Origin of the sequence: Brenneria nigrifluens DSM 30175 = ATCC 13028 (assembly GCF_005484965.1) — a bacterium.
Taxonomy (GTDB): domain Bacteria; phylum Pseudomonadota; class Gammaproteobacteria; order Enterobacterales; family Enterobacteriaceae; genus Brenneria; species Brenneria nigrifluens.
In genome coordinates this window covers 3,521,894-3,543,815 of sequence record NZ_CP034036.1, presented here as the reverse complement: position 1 = coordinate 3,543,815, position 21,922 = coordinate 3,521,894, and the positions used below count along the sequence as shown (strand labels likewise).

Annotated in this window: 20 protein-coding genes; 9 read left to right on the top strand and 11 right to left on the bottom strand. The window is 55.8% G+C overall.

What is annotated here, in order from left to right; all coding sequences use genetic code 11:
* Window positions 1-459 precede the first annotated feature (459 nt).
* From agp to hemH, 3 genes are all read left to right on the top strand, one after another.
* Entirely contained in the window at window positions 460-1,713 is a 1,254-nt protein-coding gene (gene agp, locus EH206_RS16615) for a bifunctional glucose-1-phosphatase/inositol phosphatase (RefSeq protein ID WP_009113983.1), read from the top strand.
* 238 nt (window positions 1,714-1,951) lie between these two features.
* Window positions 1,952-2,596, top strand: a complete 645-nt coding sequence (gene adk, locus EH206_RS16610; RefSeq protein ID WP_009113982.1) for an adenylate kinase — start codon at window positions 1,952-1,954, stop codon at window positions 2,594-2,596.
* Between the two features lie 221 nt (window positions 2,597-2,817).
* The gene (gene hemH, locus EH206_RS16605) at window positions 2,818-3,780 is read left to right on the top strand and encodes a ferrochelatase (protein ID WP_009113981.1); all 963 of its coding nucleotides are present in this window, start codon (window positions 2,818-2,820) and stop codon (window positions 3,778-3,780) included.
* A 187-nt stretch (window positions 3,781-3,967) separates the two neighbouring features.
* Here hemH and ybaL read toward each other — a convergent pair whose 3' ends face one another.
* Window positions 3,968-5,653, bottom strand: coding sequence for a YbaL family putative K(+) efflux transporter (gene ybaL / locus EH206_RS16595; RefSeq protein WP_009113980.1), 1,686 nt, complete (start codon window positions 5,651-5,653; stop codon window positions 3,968-3,970).
* A 524-nt stretch (window positions 5,654-6,177) separates the two neighbouring features.
* On the opposite strand from ybaL, the gene ushA reads away from it, so the two are divergent.
* Window positions 6,178-7,836, top strand: coding sequence for a bifunctional UDP-sugar hydrolase/5'-nucleotidase UshA (gene ushA / locus EH206_RS16590; RefSeq protein ID WP_009113979.1), 1,659 nt, complete (start codon window positions 6,178-6,180; stop codon window positions 7,834-7,836).
* Window positions 7,837-8,684: 848 nt separating this feature from the next.
* On the opposite strand, the gene EH206_RS16580 is transcribed toward ushA, so the two are convergent.
* The 8 genes from EH206_RS16580 to EH206_RS16545 all read right to left on the bottom strand — a co-directional run bounded on the left by EH206_RS16580 (window position 8,685) and on the right by EH206_RS16545 (window position 15,327).
* Window positions 8,685-9,260: a Panacea domain-containing protein gene (locus EH206_RS16580; RefSeq protein ID WP_009113977.1), complete on the bottom strand. Its 576-nt coding sequence runs from the start codon at window positions 9,258-9,260 to the stop codon at window positions 8,685-8,687.
* Between the two features lie 301 nt (window positions 9,261-9,561).
* Window positions 9,562-10,863 carry a purine-cytosine permease family protein gene (locus tag EH206_RS16575; RefSeq protein WP_009113976.1) on the bottom strand — a complete coding sequence of 434 codons (1,302 nt, stop codon included), beginning with the start codon at window positions 10,861-10,863 and terminating at the stop codon, window positions 9,562-9,564.
* Window positions 10,856-11,053 carry a hypothetical protein gene (locus EH206_RS16570; RefSeq protein WP_009113975.1) on the bottom strand — a complete coding sequence of 66 codons (198 nt, stop codon included), beginning with the start codon at window positions 11,051-11,053 and terminating at the stop codon, window positions 10,856-10,858. Before EH206_RS16570 ends, EH206_RS16575 begins: the two co-directional genes overlap by 8 nt.
* Window positions 11,002-11,979 carry a 5-oxoprolinase subunit C family protein gene (locus tag EH206_RS16565; protein ID WP_009113974.1) on the bottom strand — a complete coding sequence of 326 codons (978 nt, stop codon included), beginning with the start codon at window positions 11,977-11,979 and terminating at the stop codon, window positions 11,002-11,004. Before EH206_RS16565 ends, EH206_RS16570 begins: the two co-directional genes overlap by 52 nt.
* Window positions 11,969-12,850 (bottom strand): 5-oxoprolinase subunit B family protein, encoded by an 882-nt coding sequence (locus EH206_RS16560; protein WP_009113973.1) that lies wholly within the window; start codon window positions 12,848-12,850, stop codon window positions 11,969-11,971. The genes EH206_RS16565 and EH206_RS16560 overlap by 11 nt, the downstream gene beginning before the upstream one ends.
* 1 nt (window position 12,851) lies before the next feature.
* Entirely contained in the window at window positions 12,852-14,240 is a 1,389-nt protein-coding gene (locus EH206_RS16555; protein WP_040343361.1) for an acetyl-CoA carboxylase biotin carboxylase subunit, read from the bottom strand.
* Between the two features lie 32 nt (window positions 14,241-14,272).
* A complete protein-coding gene (locus EH206_RS16550) occupies window positions 14,273-14,521 on the bottom strand; it encodes an acetyl-CoA carboxylase (protein ID WP_009113971.1) in 249 nt (82 codons plus the stop codon).
* Window positions 14,522-14,541: 20 nt separating this feature from the next.
* Complete coding sequence (locus EH206_RS16545) at window positions 14,542-15,327, bottom strand: 5-oxoprolinase subunit PxpA (protein WP_009113970.1); 786 nt, start codon at window positions 15,325-15,327, stop codon at window positions 14,542-14,544.
* Between the two features lie 127 nt (window positions 15,328-15,454).
* Between EH206_RS16545 and EH206_RS16540 the strand changes: the two genes are divergently transcribed.
* The 4 genes from EH206_RS16540 (at window position 15,455) to yjiA (ending at window position 20,100) form a co-directional block, all read left to right on the top strand.
* Entirely contained in the window at window positions 15,455-16,369 is a 915-nt protein-coding gene (locus EH206_RS16540; protein ID WP_009113969.1) for a LysR family transcriptional regulator, read from the top strand.
* 249 nt (window positions 16,370-16,618) lie between these two features.
* A complete protein-coding gene (locus EH206_RS16535) occupies window positions 16,619-18,772 on the top strand; it encodes a carbon starvation CstA family protein (RefSeq protein ID WP_009113968.1) in 2,154 nt (717 codons plus the stop codon).
* Between the two features lie 142 nt (window positions 18,773-18,914).
* Entirely contained in the window at window positions 18,915-19,118 is a 204-nt protein-coding gene (locus EH206_RS16530; protein WP_009113967.1) for a YbdD/YjiX family protein, read from the top strand.
* A 16-nt stretch (window positions 19,119-19,134) separates the two neighbouring features.
* Window positions 19,135-20,100, top strand: coding sequence for a GTPase (yjiA, locus tag EH206_RS16525; RefSeq protein ID WP_009113966.1), 966 nt, complete (start codon window positions 19,135-19,137; stop codon window positions 20,098-20,100).
* 80 nt (window positions 20,101-20,180) lie between these two features.
* Here the strand turns inward: yjiA and ybaK are convergent, their stop codons facing one another.
* Window positions 20,181-20,663 (bottom strand): Cys-tRNA(Pro)/Cys-tRNA(Cys) deacylase YbaK, encoded by a 483-nt coding sequence (ybaK, locus tag EH206_RS16520; protein ID WP_009113965.1) that lies wholly within the window; start codon window positions 20,661-20,663, stop codon window positions 20,181-20,183.
* Between the two features lie 33 nt (window positions 20,664-20,696).
* A complete protein-coding gene (locus EH206_RS16515; RefSeq protein WP_009113964.1) occupies window positions 20,697-21,500 on the bottom strand; it encodes a TraB/GumN family protein in 804 nt (267 codons plus the stop codon).
* Between the two features lie 173 nt (window positions 21,501-21,673).
* Here EH206_RS16515 and EH206_RS16510 point away from each other — a divergent pair, with 173 nt between their 5' ends.
* Window positions 21,674-21,913 (top strand): hypothetical protein, encoded by a 240-nt coding sequence (locus EH206_RS16510; RefSeq protein ID WP_040343359.1) that lies wholly within the window; start codon window positions 21,674-21,676, stop codon window positions 21,911-21,913.
* Window positions 21,914-21,922: the final 9 nt, after the last annotated feature.

Sequence of the window (21,922 nt, the reverse complement as noted above, 5' to 3'; positions counted from 1 at the left end):
GCTCTGAGTCTGTGCCGCACAACCCCCCCGATGCATGCGGGAGGGTTGTGATCCTGCGGTAAAGAACATATTTCACAAAGAGAAATATTGCTTCCGCCAAGATAAAAAAATCGACCATCCCCGCATAAATCCGTGCGCCATCGAAAAATGTCTGCCGCATTCGCCAGAGATTGCATGATTTAAATCACACTTTGATGACTCTTTATCCTCTCAACCAGCCATTAACCCGCCGTCAGGCCTACTATTCAATGGATCCCGCTATTTTCTTTTTTTATAGCGGGCGTCCTTGCCCGCCACCTTTCAGGCCGTCGCAAGCGACGTTGAAAAACGCTCCCGGCGTTTTTTTATGGCGGGCGTCCTTGCCCGCCACCTTTCAGGCCGTCGCAAGCGACGTTGAAAAACGCTCCCGGCGTTTTTTTAATAGGGGAAATAACATTTCCTCAACGAGGAGAGTGAATAATGTCATTAAAAATGAAGGCGTTGTTTTGTCTGCCTTTACTGTTGCCGTTTTCAACAGAAACCCTGGCCGGCGGTGATAATTTTGCCTTGGAGCAGGTCGTGGTATTTAGCCGCCACGGTCTGCGGGCGCCATTGGCAAGCCCGAGCAGTACCCTCGGCAAAATGACGCCGGACGCCTGGCCGCAATGGGATACTCCCAGCAGCTATCTGACTACCCGCGGCGGCGCGCTGGAAGCTTTCTTCGGCCACTATTTCAGCGAATGGCTGGTGGATAACCGCCTGTTGACCGCTGATAGCTGTCCGACGGAAAAGGAGGTGCGTTTTTACGCCAACAGCCTGCAACGCACCATCGCCACCGCCCAATACTTCGCCGTAGGGGCGTTTCCGGGCTGTATCGTTCCGGTGGAACATAAAGAAAAATTAGGCACGATGGATGCGACCTTTAATCCGATTATCCGCGACGGTAGCGCGGACTTTAAGCAGCGGGCCATTGATTCAATCAATAAAACGGCCGGTGGTAAAGGCCTTGAGGGCCTGAATGAGAGGCTGAAGCCAACCTACCAGCAGATGGCGCAGGTGATCCGCTATGCTGAATCGGCAAATTGTAAAGACGATAAACAGTGCGATCTCACGGCTCAGCCAACCACGGTGAAAATTGTTGCCGATCAGGAACCCGGCGTCTCCGGCCCGTTAAGAACCGGCACCTCCATTTCGGATGCGTTTATTCTGCAATATTATGAAGGCGCGCCGATCGAGAACGTCGGCTGGGGCAGAATCAAAGACAACCAGCAGTTCGAATCGTTGGTGTCGATCAAGGAGTACTATAACAGCGTGGTGTTCAGCGCCCCGGTGGTCGCCAAAGAAGTCTCGGTGAATCTGGTGAAAGAACTGGAGCGTTCATTCGGCGAGAACACGCCGAAATTTACTTTCCTGGTGGGACATGACTCCAACGTCGCGTCGCTGTTTTCAGCATTGGGCGTCAAACCCTACAAATTGCCGCATCAGTTTGAAACCACGCCGATCGGCGGCAAAGTGGTATTCGAGCGCTGGAAAGACAAGAGCAGCGGCGCGTCGCTGCTGAAAATGGAATATGTCTATCAATCCACCGATCAGATCAGAACCCTGGCGCAGCTTAATCGGGCCAATCCGCCGCAGCGCGTCACGCTTGAACTGCAAGGGTGCCCGGTCAACGCCGACGGTTTCTGCCCGTTCAATGACTTTGAAAAAGTGTTGACCGGCTTGACCGGTAAATAATAAGCCTTATGACGGCGGCCCCACGGTTGCCGTCATCGCCTGCGGAGATGAGGAATAAGGGTATTCAACGGGTATTCCGCCCGTTTGCCGTCGCCCCAAAACGTCGGTGATGAGGTTTTCTGACCGTTGACGACAGGCTGAAACGAGCCCGTTCCTTGAGGATAAACGCCTGGAATGGTATGGTTTAGCGCTTTTCAAATTTATTTTATAAATACTCTATAGCAAGGGGATTTACGCAATGCGTATTATTCTGCTGGGCGCTCCGGGCGCAGGCAAAGGTACTCAGGCTCAATTCATCATGGAAAAATACGGTATTCCGCAGATTTCCACCGGCGACATGCTGCGTGCGGCGGTAAAAGCCGGCAGCGAATTGGGCAAGCAGGCCAAGGAAATCATGGATGCCGGCAAGCTGGTCACTGATGAACTGGTTATTGCGCTGGTAAAAGAGCGCATCGCTCAGGACGATTGCCGCAACGGTTTCCTGCTGGATGGCTTCCCGCGTACCATTCCCCAGGCTGACGCCATGAAAGAGGCGGGCATCGACGTGGATTATGTTATCGAGTTTGCGGTTCCCGACGAACTGATTGTCGATCGCATCGTCGGGCGTCGGGTGCATCCCGCTTCCGGGCGTGTCTACCATGTGAAATTTAATCCGCCGCGGGTGGAAGGCAAAGACGACGTAACCGGTGAAGATCTGGTTACTCGCAAAGACGATCAGGAAGAGACGGTGCGCAAACGTCTGGTGGAGTATCATCAGCAGACCGCGCCGCTGGTGGCTTACTACCAGAAGGAAGCGGATGCCGGCAATACCCGCTGCTTCAAGGTGGAAGGTACGCGCCAGGTAGCGGAAGTGCGCGCCGAGCTGGAAAAGATCCTGGGTTAATTCCCGACGGTTTATAATAGTACCGCCAGGCGATCGCCTGGCATTTTTTTGCCCGTTACGGCATGTCGGCAGCACTCCCCCTGTTTTTCCTATTGGTGGCATCGGTTTTATCCCGGCTATCTTGCCGTTTTTATGCGGCGTTTTTCGCTACAATAGACAGTCTGATACCTAGATACGGAGCGGGAAGTGGAAGCCTGCCGCTCCATAAGAGGAAGGTTGTGATGACGCAACAGAAGTACGGCGTGCTGATGGTGAACTTAGGCACTCCCGATGCACCCACCCCGCGGGCGGTGAAACGCTATCTGGCTGAATTCCTGAGCGATCGGCGGGTGGTTGATACCTCACGGCTGCTGTGGTGGCCGCTATTGCGCGGCGTTATTTTACCTATCCGCTCGCCGCGCGTGGCGAAGCTCTACCAGTCGGTGTGGATGGAGGGAGGTTCGCCGCTGCTGGTGATTAGCCGCCGCCAGCAACAGGCGTTGGCGGCCCGCATGGCGGATGTTCCGGTTGAACTGGGGATGAGCTATGGCTCTCCCAGCCTGCATTCGGCGCTGGATAAATTGTTGGCGCAGGGGGTCACGCAACTGGTGGTGTTGCCGCTCTATCCGCAATATTCCTGCTCGACGACCGCCGCCGTCTGGGACGGGCTGGCCAGGCTGTTGCGGCAATACCGCCGTTTGCCCGCCATCCGTTTTATTCGCGATTATGCGCAACACCCGGCTTATATCTCCGCGTTGCAATCCCGCGTAGAGCGGGCGTTTGCCGAACAGGGGGAGCCGGACCGGCTGGTGCTTTCTTACCACGGCATTCCGGCACGCTATGCCAGCGAGGGGGATGACTACCCGCTGCGCTGTATGGCGACCTCCAGGGCGCTGGTGGCGGCGTTAGGCTTGCCTGAAGAGAAGGTGCTGGTGACCTTTCAGTCGCGTTTTGGACGTGAGCCCTGGCTGACGCCCTATACGGACGAGACGATGAAAGGCCTGCCGGCGCAGGGCGTTAAGCATATTCAGGTTATGTGTCCCGGCTTTGCGGCGGACTGTCTGGAAACGCTGGAAGAGATTCAGGAGCAGAACAGAGAGATATTCCTGCACGCGGGCGGTGAGAAATTTACCTATATTCCGGCGTTAAACGACGATCCGCTGCATATCGATCTGCTGGAACAACTGGTGACAAAAGCGGAGTAGGCGAAAAGAGCAGGCGGGCAACGCCCGCCTCAGACCATTGACAAAGCTCGTTATTAGGGAGAGCGTGGCGAGGGGCCGTAGCGGCGTAAGCCGCCGGAGCGCCCCTCGGTACGGTAGGCCCGGGTATCGCCGACTTACAGGCGACTTTGTCAGCAACCTCAGGCGGGCGACGCCCGCCTGATAAGGATTAGATTGGGCACTCCTGCGGCGTCGCCGGCGTTTCTTCAAGCTTGAGCAAGGTAATCATGCTGTTGGCGATCTCCCGTTCGCCCATCACCACCTGATTGGCGCCGTGCTCGGTGATATAGGCGACTTCGTCGTCATAATGCGCGCGGGCGATAATTTCCAGGTCGGACCTTCTTTCACGCGCCGCCGCGACGATTTCACCGGCTTCATAGCCGTTGGGGATGGTCAGCAACAGCCAGCGGGCGCAGTCCAGACGGGCGATCTCCATAATCTCCGGTTTGGTGGCGTTGCCGAGCACCGCCTTAATGCCCTGCTCACGTAATGCATCGACGCGCGCGCGGGAGTTTTCCACCACCACCACCGGGATACCCGCCTGATGAAGTTTGGCGCCGATCAGGCTGCCGACGCGTCCGTAGCCGACCAGCAGCGCGTGGTTGCACATATCGACGGGGATCTGTTTCTCTTCTTCGATCGCTTCTTCCACGATCTGTTCTTCAATGGTTTCATTTTTCGCCAGATAGCGTTCGAGCATGGTAAAGAGCAGCGGGTTAAGCATGATGGAAAGGATGGCGCCCGCCAGCACCAGGCTGCGCCCCTCTTCGGACAGCAATCCCAAGGCGATGCCCAGCCCGGCGAGAATAAAGGCGAATTCGCCGATTTGCGCCAGGCTGGCGGAAATGGTCAGCGCCGTGCGCTTCGAGTGGCCGAAGAGTCGCACCAGCAGAAATGCGGCGGCGGATTTACCAAAGACGATAATCGCCAGGGTAACCAGCACCGCCAGCGGATCGTTGATCAGAATCATCGGGTCGAACAGCATGCCGACGGAAACGAAGAACAGCACCGCGAACGCATCGCGCAGCGGCAGCGTATCATGCGCGGCGCGCTGACTTAGCTCGGATTCGTTCAACACCACGCCGGCAAAGAACGCGCCCAGCGCAAAGGAAACGTCAAACAGTTTCACCGCTCCGAAAGCGATTCCCAGCGCCATGGCCAGCACCGCCAGCGTAAATAGCTCACGCGAACCGGTGCTGGCGCTTTTTGCCAGCACCCAAGGCACCAGGCGGCGCCCGACGACAATCATCAGGGTGATAAAGGCGATGACTTTACCGATGGTCCAGGCCAGATCGCGCAGCAGTTTACCTGTGTCGGCATGTTCCGCGCCAATCATATCGCCAAAGGCGGGCAGCAGTACCAGCGTCAGCACCATGGCCAGATCTTCGACAATCAGCCAGCCGATGGCGATTTGGCCGCGCTGGCTGTCAATCAGCTGACGCTCTTCCAGCGCGCGCAATAACACCACGGTACTGGCGGTGGAAAGGCAGAGGCCGAACACCAGACCGCTCGCCAGGCTCCAGCCCAGCAGGGCGGAAAGCCCCATCCCGAGCAGCGTTGCCACGGCAATCTGCGCAATCGCGCCGGGAATGGCGATCGATTTAACCGCCATCAGGTCTTTTAGGGAGAAATGCAAGCCAACACCAAACATCAACAGAATGACCCCGAGCTCGGCCAACTCTGAAGCCAGCGAGGTATCGGCGACAAATCCCGGGGTAAAAGGTCCGACAAGCACACCGGCGGCCAGATAACCGACAAGAGGGGAAATGCGCAGGCGATTTGCCAAAATACCGAGCAGAAAGGCGAGAACCAGCCCTCCGGCGATCGTTGAAATTAGAGGTGTTGCAACATGCATCCCGACTCCTTTTGCCATGTATGAAAAGTGAATGAGCGGACTTCTGGTATAAATTCTATTGCATATAGAGAAATGTTGCTTGGGTAAAACAGGTATTCTACCAAAAATGTTAGCTTACCAGCATATTTCCATGGTAACACAGATTTACGGACGGTTTCTCCGGATAAGCATTGATAAACATGCGTAATTATCGCTATAAAGCCTGCTTCTTGGTCAGTATACCTTATGATTTCTTTCCTTGTTTAGTAAAAAAACGCTGTCCGTCAGTCGAAGACTATAGAAAATAGGGAATAAAACGCATATTAACGGATTATTCCGATGAAACATCCATATTATGAGGAATTCGTTACAGTGCGAAGACAGCCGGGCAAACCGGACGGGGCTGTGTTCCTGACGATATGTATCTATTATACAATGCTGACGACAGGGAGGAGGCGGCTGCACGCTTTGCGTATAGCGCGTTGTCGGCATGTTCTGATAACGCTCTCTGGTGGAATATTTAAAATAAACGGGGATTTTTTCTGATGCGTTTTTCAACAAAAATACTGGGCTGTACTTTGGCGATATCGCTGGCGCTGGCGCTGGCGCCGTTTGGGACCATGGCCTGGGAAAAAGATAAGACGTACGCCATCACCATACTGCACACCAACGATCATCACGGCCATTTTTGGCACAACGAACACGGCGAATATGGGCTGGCCGCGCAGAAAACGCTGGTTGATCAAATTCGTCAGGAGGTTGCCGCCAACGGCGGAAGCCTACTGCTGCTTTCCGGCGGGGATATTAATACCGGGGTTCCCGAATCGGATTTACAGGATGCCGAACCCGATTTCCGCGGCATGAACATGGTGGGTTATGATGCGATGGCGCTGGGTAATCATGAATTCGATAATCCGCTCAGCGTGCTGAGACAGCAGGAAAAATGGGCGCATTTCCCCCTGCTGTCGGCCAATATTTATCAAAAAAGCACCAATAAACGTTTATTCAAACCCTATGCGCTGTTTGATAAACAAGGCGTCAAAATTGCGGTTATCGGCCTGACCACCGACGATACGGCCAAATTAGGCAATCCCGAATATTTCACCGATATCGAATTTCGTCAGCCCGCCGCGGAAGTGAAGCAGGTTGTCGAGGCGTTGCGCGGTAATGAAAAACCCGATGTCATTATTGCCGCAACCCATATGGGGCACTATGACGACGGCAGGCACGGTTCAAACGCGCCGGGCGATGTGGAAATGGCGCGTAGCCTGCCGGCGGGGTATCTGGATATGATCGTCGGCGGCCATTCGCAGGATCCGGTCTGTATGGCCGGCGAGAATAAGAAACAGGTGGACTATGTGCCGGGTACGCCTTGCGCGCCCGATCGCCAAAACGGAATCTGGATCGTTCAGGCCTATGAGTGGGGAAAATATGTCGGCCGGGCGGATTTCACCTTCCGCAACGGAGAACTGGCGCTGCGGCATTATCAGCTGATCCCGGTAAACCTGAAGAAAAAAGTCGCCACAGAGGATGGCAAGACGGAGCGTGTTTTCTATACGCATGAAATCAAACAGGACTCGTCGGTGCTGAAAATGTTGACGCCGTTCCAGGAAAAAGGGCAGGCGCAGCTGGATGTCAAACTGGGGAGCGTCGAAGGAAAACTGGAAGGCGATCGTAATCAGGTCCGTTTCCACCAGACCAATCTGGCGCGGGTACTGCTGACAGCCCAGCGTGAGCGCGCCAATGCGGATTTTTCCGTCATGAGCGGCGGCGGCATCCGTGATTCCATTGAATCCGGTGATATCACCTATAAAAGCGTGCTGCAAGTGCAGCCGTTCGCCAACACGCTGGTCTATGTGGATATGACCGGCAGCGAGGTCGAAAAATACCTGGCCGTGGTGGCGAATAAAGAGGTGGACTCCGGCGCCTATGCGCAATTCCTTAACGTTAGCCTGACGGCGGACGGCAAAGGCGTGCGGGATATTAAAATCAACGGCGAGCCATTGCAGGCGGATAAGGTCTACCGCATGTCGACGTTGAATTTTAACGCCATGGGCGGCGACGGGTATCCGCGGATTGATAACCTGCCGAGCTATGTGAATACCGGCTTTATCGATGCGGAGGTGCTGAAACAGTACATCGAGAAGCATTCCCCGCTGGATGCCGCCGCGTATCAGCCCAAGGGCGAGATTGTCTATAAATAGCCGTTGGTCTGAGACTGAGGTTGCTCAAAGTCGCCTGTAAGTCGGCGATACCCGGGCCTACCGTACCGAGGGGCCATTATGGGACACATCCTTGTGTCCCACCCTGCGGGCCAGCATAAATGCAGTTCAAATTTGCTCCTGGCAAATTTGTCGGCGGCTTACGCCGCTACGGCCCCTCGCCACGCTCTCCCTAATAACAGGCTTTGTCAATGGTCTGAGACTGCGCTTTGCGCAGTCTCAGATTGCGGACGAACCGCAGAGAATGTCTTTCTGGTGGGGGGGTAACTTATTGATTTTTTTTACTTTAGCTTTTTAGGTGGGATTAAATACAATAATTTCTGTAGAACTTTAATATTCTGGGGTGAGTAAAATCCGATATGCCAAAACCATCAAGTACGCGCTGAAAAGTGGCTTCGGACATGTCTGCTCGTGGTATTAGCTCGCCACTCTGTTGTCGAGAAATGACATTTGGAACTTTCCAAATAATTGCATCTGCATAATAAACGTAACTATCATGTCGAATAAAATCATGATCCCCAGACCGCAAAATGCATGCAGGATCATGATGAACTGGTGGTGGGTATATCGTGGTTATATTGACAACCAAGATACAATCACACCCATTTATCGCATAATAAACAGGATCATTACAAATGATATGAAGATGGTTAGACCCACCAACAGGGGCCAATATATACCCGTCATACTTCAAGCTGCAGGTGCGTTGGCTTTCCTCACTCACCCCGGTCACTTACTGGTGTAAGCTCCCGGGGATTCGTTGCGTCGCCGCCTTCCTGCAACTCGAATTATTTAGGGTATAGTGCCTTTTCTGTATGGTAGGTATTGGGTCATGATAATTGATGGCTAAATTCTTGAACGGCATTGCGTTCACGCATTCTTTCGATTAGTGCGTTAGCTTCTGCTTCTGTTTTTCCTCCAGCCATAAAAATATCTTTTGGGCTAATCGGAACAGAAGAACCATGCGGATTTTGCCATTCTGCACACATCTTGTGAGTAAGATCGCACAATTCAAAACGCTTGTACCCACCAAACTCTGAAAATACCTTATCCAATATTCTCAAGTCGGCCCTACTCAATTCATCAAATGCCTCATCGTCATCCAGACCGCGAACTTGTTTCTTGATTGATACCTCGTAATCCTTTTCCCCCGCAATCCATTCGTTCCATGGCGATTCATCTTGCGGGCTTCCTGATTTTAACAGGTCATAGGTTTTCGAGAGCACAGGTCCATTATCCATGGACACTGCGCGATCGCCAGTCATAGAGTAGCCGTATGTCAGCATGTACTCTCGATCGGCCAAGTACAACAATTTCATGAGTTTGATGTATGCCATGCGTCCGCCGCGCTTGAGCAGCAGGTAACCAGCCATTTGAGCGGTTTTATTTTCGCTGAACACATTCATTCAACCTCCAAAACAATAACCAAAAAGGTAATTGTGTATACATTATGAGTACTAGCAATGCCGTAGTCAATTAACCCGCAGCGCGACAGGCCTTACATAAAACCCTATAAAACCAATCATCGTCAGACTTCCATGTCTTCTGTAGTAGATCTTTAATCTTTTCGTTGCCGCGTGTGATTTCGTCTCTCTGTTAACTGTATTTATATACAGTATCTTATTATAAGAGACGAGGAACGGTTTCCGCAATAAAGTATTTACAATTATTTATGAATCAATGGATTGCGAGTTCATCAAACCCGGCTTAAACCATTTTCCGTCCCGGCCAGAAGCTGTACAGCAGCAACGCGATGGCGAATGTCGCCGGCGCGGAAAACGATTGCAGCGCGGCGTTGCCGTGCATCAGCACGATGCCCGCGGCGACGCTTACAAACCAGGCGCTGAGTCCGCGCGGGCTGAAGGTCTGCTCGGTATGCGGCGGCGTCCGGCCGGCGAAAAAAATATGCCCCAGCGCCACGCCGACCCATGCCACCACAAACACGCCCTGATAGGCCAGCGCCTGTAGGATATAGGCGAAAATATCCGCCAGCATCAGCAGGTACACTACCGCGCCGACGATGCACGCCCAGACGATCTTACGAGCGCGGATGCGCAACAAACGGTCGAAGAACACCTGCATATTCACCGTCGCCAGATAATAATTGGCGGTGTTGATGCGCGTCTGGGTGACCCAGACAAACAGCAATCCCCATAGCCCCAGCAGGTTCAGGATCGCCACCACTACCGCGACTTCGCTCACCTCGCCCTGCGGTTCAAGGCTGCTGACCAGATAAATACCGGCCACGCCGTTCAGCAGGAAGGTGATCAGGTAGAATGGCATGCCGAAGTTGAATTGCGCATGATAATTGATGTCTTGCTGTTTACCGAAGCGGGCATAGTCGAAGGTATACATCATCAGGATCCATACCCCCATATAGTAGGTGAAGCAGTTCCACCAGCCGTAAGCCGGCGGCGACTCCGGTCCGAAATCCAGCCATTGCGGCTGATAGCCATAATGGTTAATCGCCACCAGTACGGTTAGCAACAGGCCCGCCAGATAGAAGGGCAGCAAAACGCCGTTAAACTTGTCCAGCCAGTGCTGTACGCTGCCGAAAATCAGCGGCACGCTGTATAACACCACGATCAGCGCCGCCCAATAATAGGCTAACTGGGGGAAAAGATGATGGATGGCATAGGCGATGACCGCCCCTTCAAACACCGCGTAGTAGATGGCGGTGGAGAAGAAAATCAGCGTGGCCAGCGCCGAACCAAGACGTCCGAACAGCAGATTGGAAAACAACGCCACCGATAAACCGCTGCGAATGGCGAAACGGCTAATCGCCCCGTTTACCAGCCCGTAGCTGATTATCGACAGGATCATGCCGATAATGGCGTTTTTAGCGCCATAGCTCAACGCCAGCGACGCCCCGACCACGATATAGAAAATGGCGCTGCAGACGGCCCACCAGGCCATCGTCAGGGAGAATTTGCCCATCCGCTCCGCGTCGCTGACCGCTTCGGCGGCCGTGACATTCTGCGAACCTTCAATTTGAGATAAATCAGCCATCGTAAACCTCCGGAAAGCAGGCGATGCCTTGCCGGACGGCAGAGGCGGCCTGATTGCGATCGTCGATATCAAGGGCGGGCAACCCCGCCGTTCCGGCATAGCCAAAAGCGACGGGAGAGACGTCCGGCCCGTGTGGGTTTAGTTCACCAACAAATGTTCCAGCCGCGCCAGGCGCTGACGGTAGCGCCATCGCGCCTCCAGCGCGTCTTCCAGCGAGATCGCCTCAAAGCGAACGCGATAATTGGGCTGTAGCTGGCCGACAAGATCCAAATCGGCGGCGATCACCGTTCCCAGCGTCATATAACCGCCGCCGGAAACCGCATCGCGCAGCAGGACAATCGGTTCCAGTCCGCCGGGCACCTGCACCGAACCAATCGGATAGCAGGCATCGACGATATTGGATGGGTCCGATCCCGCGCCAAACGGCGGCGTACGCGGCTGGAAGGCCAGCGGACTTCCGCCTTTCAGCCGATAGCCGATGCGGTCCGCTTCGGTTCCCACCGACCAGTCATCGGCAAAAAACTGCGTCACCGCTTGTGAAGTGAGGCGATGGATATACAGGCCGGGCACCATGCGCAGCGAGACGTCCTTACCGAACGCCGGCAGACAATCTGCGGGTACGGTGGTTCCCGGTTTGGCTTTGCCGCCGGGCGCCCCTACGGGAAGTAGGTCATCCGCCGCCAGACGGCGTCCCTGATGCCCCCCCAGCGCGCCCAGGGTATAAGTCGAACGGCTTCCCAGCGCCAGGGGCACCTCGATACCGCCGGCGACGGCCAGATAGCTGCGGCAACCCGCGGCGGCATAACCGAAACGCAGTATCTGTCCCGCCTTGACGCTAAAGGCGGTATGCATGGGCATCTCCGCGCCGTCCAACTGCGGCTGCATGCTCGCTCCGCACAGGGCCACCACCCCCGCGCCGCTAAACTCCAGCTCCGGCCCCAGCAGCGTGATTTCCAGCACCGCGGCGGATGCGGGATTTCCCACCAGCAGATTCGCCATACGCAGCGAATACTGGTCGAGCCCGCCGGAAGGCGGAATGCCGAGATGGTAATAGCCTTCGCGTCCCGTATCCTGCACGGAGGTCGCCAGCCCGGGTTTGAGAACCTTAATCTGCATACAGCACCTCCTGGAGATATTTTTTATAGCCGACGGGGTCGGCGGCGAATTTATCCGCTTCGAAGGTTACGGGCCGGATGCGCAGGCTGAAGGCGCCGGCCTCGACCGCCTGTACATCCCTCTCATAGCGCTGGCGGTCGATGGGCTTGAACTGCACGATGTCCCCGGCGCGGAAAAACACCAGCGATTCGCGTAAATAGTCCAACTGTTGCTGCGGGTCGTAAATGGGGGCGGGGGTGACGCCGAATAACTGATAGCCGCCGGCGCCGCGCACCGAATAAATACAGCCGAAGCAGCCGCCGTGTCCCAGCGACAGGCGCGGCGTATCGGTGCGCGGGCGCAGATATTTGGGCACCTGAAGCTGCTTTTCCCGTTCGACCATCTGAAACATAAACGGCAGACCGGCGACGAATCCGACCATCGACACAAACCACGGCGTTGCGCTATGGGCCTCGATAAATCCGGCGATATCCTGATAACCATTGATGCTGGCGGCGTACTCCAGATCGGTGGCGTCGGGATCCTGATGGCGATCGCGAAAGCGCATCAGCGTTTCATGCGTCCAGGGATCGTTGTACAGCACCGGAATTTCAATGATGCGCGTTTCGAGCCGGTTAACCGTTTGCGCCTGACTTTCCTCCTGCTGCACCACCTCCAGCAGCGCCTGCGGCGCAACCACATCCGGATTGAAACGGATCTGAAAAGAGGCGTTAGCCAGGCAAATATCCAGGATGCCGGGGATCGCCCGCCGTTCGAGGGCGCGGGTAATCGCCAGCCCGCGAAAGAACGCGGACAGCGACATGGCCTGATCAATTTCGGCGAAAAGGTGCTCATCGCCGCCAAAGCTGTAACGAATTGCGCTATTTTCCATCTCAGGCCTCCCGGGAAAGCGGCGTCTTGGCCGGCGCGCGTTCTATTAACCACGCCTCCAGCGCGTTGGTGTCGAACCGTCCGGCCTGCAGGCGCGGATCGGCTATCAGCCACTGATGCAGAGACTGGGTGGTCGTGATCCCCGTCAGGCGGAGCTGGCGCAGCGCCAGCTCCGCGCGCGCCAGCATTTGCCGGCGATCGCCGCCGTGAATCACCAGTTTCGCCAGCAGGGAATCGTAGTAGGGCGGGATGCGGTAACCGCTGAACAGGTGGCTGTCGATACGGACCCCATCCCCCTGCGGCCAGACCAGCTTTTCCACCATGCCGGGGCAGGGGAAAAAATTGCGCTCAGGATCCTCGGCGTTGATGCGCATCTCGCAGGCGTTGCCGCTGAGAGTAATATCCTGCTGGCGCAGGCTGAGTTTTTCGCCCTGCGCGATGCGCAGCATCCATTGCACCAGGTCGATTCCGGTGACCATCTCGCTCACCGGATGCTCCACCTGAATACGGGTGTTCATTTCAATGAAATAGAATTCACCGCTCTCCTCATCAAACAGGTATTCCAGCGTTCCCGCCCCGCGATACCCCAGCTGCCGCGCCAGTTGCAGGGCGCTATGGCAAATGGCCTGGCGCTGAACGGGGGAGAGCGCCGGCGAGGGCGCCTCTTCAAATATTTTCTGGCGCCGTCGCTGTAATGAGCATTCCCGCTCATACAGATGTACAACCCGTTCGCCGTCGCCGAGTATCTGCACCTCAATGTGCCGCGCATGCTGAATAAAACGTTCCAGATAGACGTCGCCGCAGCCAAATGCGGCGTTGGACTCGCTGCGGGCGATGGGAAAATCACGCGCCAGCTCCGCCGCGTCGGCGGCAATACGGATGCCCCGACCGCCGCCGCCGGCCGCTGCTTTAATCAGCAGCGGATAACCGATCTCTTGCGCGCAGCGCAGCGCTTCATCGATGTCGCTCAGCGCGGCGGCGGAACCGGGCACCACCGGAACGCCGGCCGCCTGCGCGGTGCGCCTGGCGACGGCTTTGTCTCCCATCATGCGGATGGTGTGCGGCGTCGGGCCGACGAACAGCAGCCCGGCCTCTTCAACCGCCTGGGCGAAGTCGGCGTTTTCCGACAGAAAACCATATCCCGGATGAATGGCGTTGGCGCCGAAGCGGCGGGCGCCCGCAAGCAGCGCATCGCTATTCAGGTAGCTTTGGTCGGCGCGGGCCGGACCGAGAATGCAGACCTCATCGGCCAGGCGGGCGGGCAAAGAATCGGCATCCGCTTCACTGCATGCCGCCACGGTAGGGATCCCCAGGCTTTTAGCCGCATGGATAATACGTACCGCTATTTCACCACGATTGGCGATAAGTAATTTGGTTATCGGCATTTTCATCTCCCCTGCGCAGAAAAACGTTATTGTGGTATTTATGTATTCGTTTTTATGATGGCTATTACCTGCCCTGGCTCGACAGCCTCGCCGTTGCCGATGTTAAATGAAATTAATTGCCCGGCCTGCTCTGCATAAACTTCGCTGAATTGCTTCATGACCTCAATTAATCCAATGACGGTGTTTTCAGTAACAATATCTTTTTCCTGGATAAAAACGGCCGCATCCGGCGCGGGTTGCCGATAAAAAATACCGGGTAGAGGGGAGCACACCTCATATTCTTTCATCTCAAACTCTCCTTATATTATTAAGATGTGGGATAAGAAATTATTCTGACTGGGGATTTAACATTAATATCGGCGTCATTAAGCCGTTCGCGCGTGCTCTTGATTAATGCCTGCGCCCCTGGGGTATCGCTGTGAATACAGACTGAATCAAACGCCACGGGAATATCGTCGCCTTCAACGGTACGCACTTTCCCTTCCCGGCAGGCGCGTAATACTTTCTGCGCCACCTGCTCGGGATCGAGCGGATTGACCCGGCGCACAAAGACGATCGATCCGCTGCGGTCATACTCTCTGTCGCCATAAAACTCACAAATAACAGGGTGTTGTAGCTTTGTCGCCGCCTGCCACAGCGCGGAGCCGTGCAGGCAGTACAGCAATAAATCGGGGGACAGCGCATGTAACGTGGCCGCAAATAGCTGCGCGGCGGCCCGATCCCGCGCCAGGTGCATATACAGTGCGCCGTGCGGTTTTATATGCTGTAGCGGCACCTGATGCAGGCTGGCGAATTCGCGCAACGCGCCTAATTGATAAATAATGTCATTAGTCAACTCCTGCGGCGTAATATTAATATGCCGTCGTCCGAATCCCACCAAATCACGAAATCCGGGATGGGCGCCAATCGCTACGCCATGATATTTCGCTAATTCAATTGTCTGGCTTATGGTATTGGGATCGCCGGCGTGAAAACCGGCGGCAATATTGGCGGAACTTATATAAGGCATAATTTCTTTATCGACATTATCGCCTATTGCCCAAGAGCCGAAATTCTCACCCATATCGGAATTCAGATCGATTTCATGTTTCATAACTATTTCTTATTTGTGATGTCTTTGTTTAAAAATAATATAGAGTGAATTTTTTCCATTCGGAAAGACGTATTTTCAGATGGATGAATATCTGAAAAACAGAACGCTGCAACAATAAGAGAAAGATATGATTACACTACGTCAGGTTCGGTATTTCGTGGCGACCGCCGAGATGGGGCAAATATCCCAGGCGGCCATCCATTTGAATATTTCACAGTCGGCGGTGACCGCGGCGATCCAGGAACTGGAAAACATGCTGGGGAAACCGCTGTTTCTGCGCTCGGTCCACGGTATGACGCTGACCGAAAGCGGCAGCTACTTTCTCAATCATGCCTATTCCATTCTGCGCAGCGTTGATGACGCGATGATGTTGCCGCTCACGGATAATCGCACCAAAGGGGCGCTGAACATCGCGGCCAGCTACACGGTAATGGGGTACTTTTTGCCGTTTCACCTGCAACGCCTGGCCTACGGCTTTCCGCATATCACCATCAATCTGAATGAACGGGAACGCAGCGACATCGAGCAGGGGCTGATCGACCGCTCCTTGGATATCTCGCTGGTGTTGACCGCCAATCTCACCCACCCGGAAATCACCGCGGAAAAGTTGTTTAACTCCGAGCGACGGCTATGGCTGCCCAGCCGCCACCCGCTGTGTGAAAAACCGCAGGTGAGTCTGGCCGATGTGGCGCAAGAACCCTTTATCATGCTGACGGTGGATGAGGCGGATCACAGCGCCATGCGCTATTGGGAACTGAGCGGATATCGTCCGCGCATTATGCTGCGCACCAGCTCGGTGGAAGCGGTGCGCAGCATGGTGGCGAACGGTCTGGGCGTGGCGATTTTATCCGATCTGGTTTACCGGCCGTGGTCGCTGGAAGGGCGGCGTATCGAAACCCGTTCCCTGAAAGATGCCGTGCATCCGATGAGCGTCGGGCTGGCCTGGCATCGTGACGCGGTATTCACCCCGCCGATGCAGGCTATTCGCGAATATTTCCGCAACGCCTTTCTGACGCCGCAGCTTAACGTTTCACGGCGCTGACAGCCCGGCGTTTTTTTCTCCAACCGTTCACCGGGCGATTCCAACCGCTTAGCTCGCTATTTTACCGGCTGGCGAAATCCTCCCCCTGCACGCGCGTGCGATAACGTAATGTGCTGCAACCTGACCATTTCCATTTATCCGAATACAACGCGCGACGGATGAATCCGACGATCGACGCCAGCGCACTATTTTTTTAATAAACATCAAAATCAAACGATTACGGCTTTTAATTTTAATGAAGGATGTCTTATGAAGAGCAGTACCTTTCTTAAACACATCCCCTGGGTAATCCTCGGGATCATCGGGGCGGCTTGTCTGGGTGTGGTTGCGCTACGCCGCGGCGAGCATGTCAGCGCGTTATGGATTATCGTCGCTTCCGTTGCCGTCTATCTGGTGGCCTACCGCTACTACAGCCTGTATATCGCCGAGAAAGTGATGCGGCTGGATCCCACCAGGGCGACGCCGGCGGTGGTGAATAACGACGGTCTCAACTACGTTCCGACCAACCGCAACGTGTTGTTCGGGCACCACTTCGCGGCCATCGCCGGCGCGGGTCCGTTGGTCGGCCCGGTTCTGGCGGCGCAGGTCGGCTATCTGCCGGGTACGCTGTGGCTGCTGGGCGGCGTAGTGCTGGCCGGCGCGGTGCAGGACTTTATGGTGCTGTTCCTGTCTACCCGACGCAACGGCGCGTCGCTGGGGGAAATGGTCAAGAAAGAGCTGGGGCCGGTGCCGGGCACCATCGCCCTGTTCGGCTGTTTCCTGATCATGATTATTATTCTGGCCGTTCTGGCGCTGATTGTGGTGAAAGCCCTGGCGGAAAGCCCGTGGGGCGTGTTTACCGTGTGCTCCACGGTGCCGATCGCGCTGTTTATGGGCATCTATATGCGCTTTATCCGCCCCGGTCGCGTGGGCGAGGTATCGGTGATCGGTATCGTGCTGCTGGTGCTGTCCATCTGGTTTGGCGGCGTGGTGGCCCATGACCCGTACTGGGGACCGGCGCTGACCTTTAAAGATACCACCATCACCTTTACGCTGATCGGCTATGCGTTTATTTCCGCTCTGCTGCCGGTATGGCTGATCCTGGCGCCGCGCGACTATCTGGCTACCTTCCTGAAAATCGGGGTGATTGTCGGTCTGGCCATCGGTATCGTGATCCTCAATCCGGATCTGAAAATGCCGGCGGTAACACAGTTTATCGACGGCACCGGTCCGGTGTGGAAGGGTACGCTGTTCCCGTTCCTGTTTATCACCATCGCCTGCGGCGCGGTTTCCGGCTTCCACGCGCTGATCGCCTCCGGCACTACGCCGAAACTGCTGGCTAACGAAAACGACGCCCGTTTCATCGGCTATGGCGCGATGCTGATGGAGTCCTTCGTGGCGGTCATGGCGCTGGTGGCGGCCTCTATCATCGAGCCGGGTCTGTACTTCGCGATGAACACCCCGCCGGCGGCGCTGGGCATTACCATGCCGGATCTGCACCGTCTGGGCACGGCGGATGCGCCGATGATCCTGGCGCAACTGCAGGATGTCTCCGCGCACGCGGCGGCGGCGGTCAGCTCCTGGGGCTTCGTGATTTCTCCCGAGCAGATCCTGCAAACGGCGAAAGATATCGGCGAGCCTTCCGTTCTCAACCGCGCCGGCGGCGCGCCGACGCTGGCGGTGGGTATTGCGCACGTATTCCACCAGATCATTCCGGGCGCCGACATGGGCTTCTGGTATCACTTCGGCATCCTGTTTGAGGCGCTGTTCATTCTGACCGCGCTGGATGCGGGCACCCGCGCCGGACGCTTTATGCTGCAGGATCTGCTGGGCAACTTCGTGCCGTTCCTGAAGAAAACCGACTCGCTGATCGCCGGCGTGATCGGCACCGCCGGTTGCGTCGGGCTGTGGGGCTACCTGCTGTATCAGGGCGTGGTGGATCCGCTGGGCGGCGTGAAGAGCCTGTGGCCGCTGTTCGGCATCTCCAACCAGATGCTGGCCGCCGTGGCGCTGGTGCTGGGCACCGTTATCCTGATCAAGATGAAACGCGCGCAGTACGTTTGGGTGACGCTGGTGCCGGCTGTCTGGCTGCTTATCTGCACCACCTGGGCGCTGGGTCTGAAACTGTTCAGCGACAACCCGCAGTTGGAAGGCTTCTTCTATATGGCCAACATGTTCAAAGGCAAAATCGCCGAAGGCGGCGCCGACCTGAGCGCGCAGCAGATTGCCAACATGAACCATATCGTGACCAACAACTACACCAACGCCGGTCTGAGCATCCTGTTCCTGATCGTGGTCTACAGCATCATCGCGTACGGTTTCAAAGCGGCGCTGGCGGCCCGCAAGAACCCCGAACGCACCGACCAGGAAACGCCTTATGTTCCGGTTCCGGAAGGCGGCGTGAAGCTCTCTTCCGGCCACTAAGCCGGCGATATCGCCCGTCGGATTTCGCGAGGTCGCCGACACGACCGAGTAATGAAAGATGACGGGTATAAATACCCCGTATAATATATAAATGTTATGCGGGGTATTTTTTATAAAGCGGCCGATGGCCCGGAGGTAATTTATGTTCGGTAATCTGGGAAAGGCGGGCAAATATTTAGGCCAGGCGGCGCGTATGCTGGTGGGTATGCCAGACTACGATACCTATGTGACGCATATGCAGACCAATCATCCGGATAAGCCGATGATGACTTACGAAGAATTTTTCCGCGAGCGCCAGCAGGCGCGCTACGGCGGAGATGGCAAAGGCGGGATGCGCTGCTGTTAACCAATCGGAATCCGTTATGACTCAACCACTTTACGTCACCATTCTGACCGGCTTTCTCGGCGCCGGTAAAACCACCTTGTTGCGCCATATTCTCAATGCCGATCACGGTTACAAAATTGCCGTGATTGAAAACGAATTCGGCGAAGTACCGATCGATAACGCGCTGATCGGCGAGCGGGCCAGCCAGATCACCACGCTGAGCAACGGCTGTATCTGCTGTACGCAATCCAATGAGCTGGAGGATGCGCTGCTTGATCTTTTGGACGGCGTGGATAACGGCGCGCTGGATTTCGATCACCTGATTATCGAATGCACCGGCATGGCCGATCCGGGGCCGGTGGCGCAGACATTTTTCTCCCATGAGGTGATTTGCCAGCGCTTTGTGCTGGATGGGATTATCACCCTGGTGGATGCGGTACACGCCCGGCAGCAGCTCGATCAATTCACTATCGCCCAGGCGCAGATTGGCTATGCCGACCGTATTCTGCTGACCAAAACCGATATTGCCGGCGAAGACGACGCCCTGATTCAGCGTCTGCAGCGCATCAATGCCCGGGCGCCGCTTTATCTGGCGGTAAACGGGGAAATCGACCTAAGCCTGTTATTCAATATCGAAGGCTTTATGCTTAACGACCGGCTGGCGCTGAATGCGCCGGTCTTTCGCTTTATCGCCCCGGCGCAAAACAACGTTCAGTCCATCGCGATTTCTTTCTCTACCCCGGTAGAGCTCGGCGCGGTGTCCGATCTGATGGAAAGTTTCCTGGTGAACTACGCCGATAATCTATTGCGTTACAAAGGCATACTGGCGATTAAGGACGACTCGCGCCGTCTGCTGTTTCAGGGGGTGCAGCGGCTGTACAGCGCCGACTGGGATCGCGAATGGCGCGCGGACGAAGCCAGAGAAAGCGTACTGGTGTTTATCGGCAGGGATCTGCCCGAGCAGGAAATCCGCGAGGGGTTCGCCCGGCTGACGGCGCACTGATTGTCGGACTCTTTTTAGCGGCGGGTGATGCGCCCGCCGCCGTTATGCCCGCCTGCGCGAGGCGGCATCTCAAACAGCAATCATCCATCCTGTTTGGCGATATCCGCAAAGGTCGCTTGCAGCAGGGCGGCCAGGTCGTTTGCCGCCAGCTCGATATCCAGTCCGCGCTTGCCGCCGGAAATAAAAATGGTCTCGAACCGCTGCGCCGTTTCGTCAATCACCGTCGGCAAGCGTTTTTTCTGCCCCAGCGGGCTGATGCCTCCCACCAGATAACCGGTTACCCGCTGAGCAATGGCCGGATCGGCCATATCGGCTTTTTTGGCCGCCAGGGCGCGCGCCACTTTCTTTAAATCCAGCATCCCGGCGACCGGGGTCACCGCCACGGCAAGATTCCTGGCGTCGCCGTTCAGCGCCACCAGCAGCGTTTTGTAGACCTGTTGTTTATTCAGCCCCAGCTTTTGGGCCGCTTCCTCGCCGAAATTGGTTTCATCGCTGTCGTGATGGTAGCTGTGTAACCGAAAGTCGATGTTGTTTTTCTCAAGCAGTTTGATTGCGGGTGTCATGATTCAAATATCCTTACGGGCGCGATACGTCGCTCAATTTTCCTGTAATAACTCGGGCAGATTGTTATCACCATATAAATGCAGGGCGCCGACCGCAACCACATAGTTTCCCGGCGGCAGCGCCTGGAGTTGCCGTTGCCAGCGGCGGTTGCGCTGGTTCATCAGCAGGTCGGTCATTTCATTGCTGAAGATGGCGGGAATTTTCGGGGTCAGTTTGCCGGGTTTGCTGTCCAGCCACCAGCCCATCATGGTTTGCAGCAGGCGGGCGTTGATGTGCCAGTGCCTGATGGTATCCTCCAATAGCGGCAGACCGCCCTGCGGCAGCTGTTGCAACAAATCGACCTGCGTTTGCTGCCCCTCAAGCTCAATAACGTTCAGCCCCTGCGCCTTGGCGGCGTTTATCAACTGATAGTCGATACCGTAATCCGGGCGCAGCCCCAGCACCTGCGCCTGACGGGCCTGGAGCATCAGCGCCGCCTGCCAGGCGGGCAGGCGATCGATAAGATTTTCGCTGAAAGAGAGCGTTTGGCAGATTTGCCGTAGCTGAGCGTAATCCGCCGCGGCGAGGCGTTCCGCCAAGGGGGAGTCAGACTCGGTATGGGCAAAAGGCGAAGCGGAATCGGCGATATCGGCTTCGACAATCAGCGCCGTGGCCCTTTTTAGCTGTTTAAGCAACTCATCGGGCAGGGGGGCCATATCCATACTGCCCATATGAATACTGCCGACCAGATGGAGCTGGCGCTGGTCCGCCAACTGGACGTCCACCGCCGGATAGGCGTAAGTTAGCGGCGAGATAAACCCGAAAAAAGTCGCCATTCTGCGCAGCAGTTGCCCCATAGATCCTGTCTCCTGATATCAACAGGTCTATGCTAAACGCTAAACGGGATAAGTTGTACCGCTATTCGGCTGAAAAATGCTTATCCCCCGGCCTTACGCTTTCGGCTTGAAACGCAGCAGGCGGTTGGCGTTGCCGACCACTGGACGACAGTGGCATCGCCGGGGCGTCATTGATGCCGTCGCCAATCATCGCTTACCATCGCGCGGAGAAAGTCTTTTTCTTTGAGGGATGGGAGAAAAATGCGGTATTAAAGCGTGGAAAGGAGATACCTGATGATGTATTGGCTGCCTTTAAAATTGCATCAGCGGTATTTAAAAACAAATCCGCTGCCGACATTGAAACTGATGCCGCGCGCGATAAATGCGTCGTGACCTGTGAGATAAATGGCGGCGAAAAATTTTGCAGTATATGAGAAACAATT

Bases quoted from the DNA above. Each gene is read 5' to 3' on its own strand.
- agp (WP_009113983.1), top strand. From the start codon at position 460: ATGTCATTAAAAATGAAGGCGTTGTTTTGTCTGCCTTTACTGTTGCCG.
- adk (WP_009113982.1), top strand. From the start codon at position 1,952: ATGCGTATTATTCTGCTGGGCGCTCCGGGCGCAGGCAAAGGTACTCAG.
- hemH (WP_009113981.1), top strand. From the start codon at position 2,818: ATGACGCAACAGAAGTACGGCGTGCTGATGGTGAACTTAGGCACTCCC.
- ybaL (WP_009113980.1), bottom strand. From the start codon at position 5,653: ATGCATGTTGCAACACCTCTAATTTCAACGATCGCCGGAGGGCTGGTT.
- ushA (WP_009113979.1), top strand. From the start codon at position 6,178: ATGCGTTTTTCAACAAAAATACTGGGCTGTACTTTGGCGATATCGCTG.
- EH206_RS16580 (WP_009113977.1), bottom strand. From the start codon at position 9,260: ATGAATGTGTTCAGCGAAAATAAAACCGCTCAAATGGCTGGTTACCTG.
- EH206_RS16575 (WP_009113976.1), bottom strand. From the start codon at position 10,863: ATGGCTGATTTATCTCAAATTGAAGGTTCGCAGAATGTCACGGCCGCC.
- EH206_RS16570 (WP_009113975.1), bottom strand. From the start codon at position 11,053: ATGGCGCTACCGTCAGCGCCTGGCGCGGCTGGAACATTTGTTGGTGAA.
- EH206_RS16565 (WP_009113974.1), bottom strand. From the start codon at position 11,979: ATGCAGATTAAGGTTCTCAAACCCGGGCTGGCGACCTCCGTGCAGGAT.
- EH206_RS16560 (WP_009113973.1), bottom strand. From the start codon at position 12,850: ATGGAAAATAGCGCAATTCGTTACAGCTTTGGCGGCGATGAGCACCTT.
- EH206_RS16555 (WP_040343361.1), bottom strand. From the start codon at position 14,240: ATGAAAATGCCGATAACCAAATTACTTATCGCCAATCGTGGTGAAATA.
- EH206_RS16550 (WP_009113971.1), bottom strand. From the start codon at position 14,521: ATGAAAGAATATGAGGTGTGCTCCCCTCTACCCGGTATTTTTTATCGG.
- EH206_RS16545 (WP_009113970.1), bottom strand. From the start codon at position 15,327: ATGAAACATGAAATCGATCTGAATTCCGATATGGGTGAGAATTTCGGC.
- EH206_RS16540 (WP_009113969.1), top strand. From the start codon at position 15,455: ATGATTACACTACGTCAGGTTCGGTATTTCGTGGCGACCGCCGAGATG.
- EH206_RS16535 (WP_009113968.1), top strand. From the start codon at position 16,619: ATGAAGAGCAGTACCTTTCTTAAACACATCCCCTGGGTAATCCTCGGG.
- EH206_RS16530 (WP_009113967.1), top strand. From the start codon at position 18,915: ATGTTCGGTAATCTGGGAAAGGCGGGCAAATATTTAGGCCAGGCGGCG.
- yjiA (WP_009113966.1), top strand. From the start codon at position 19,135: ATGACTCAACCACTTTACGTCACCATTCTGACCGGCTTTCTCGGCGCC.
- ybaK (WP_009113965.1), bottom strand. From the start codon at position 20,663: ATGACACCCGCAATCAAACTGCTTGAGAAAAACAACATCGACTTTCGG.
- EH206_RS16515 (WP_009113964.1), bottom strand. From the start codon at position 21,500: ATGGGGCAACTGCTGCGCAGAATGGCGACTTTTTTCGGGTTTATCTCG.
- EH206_RS16510 (WP_040343359.1), top strand. From the start codon at position 21,674: ATGCCGTCGCCAATCATCGCTTACCATCGCGCGGAGAAAGTCTTTTTC.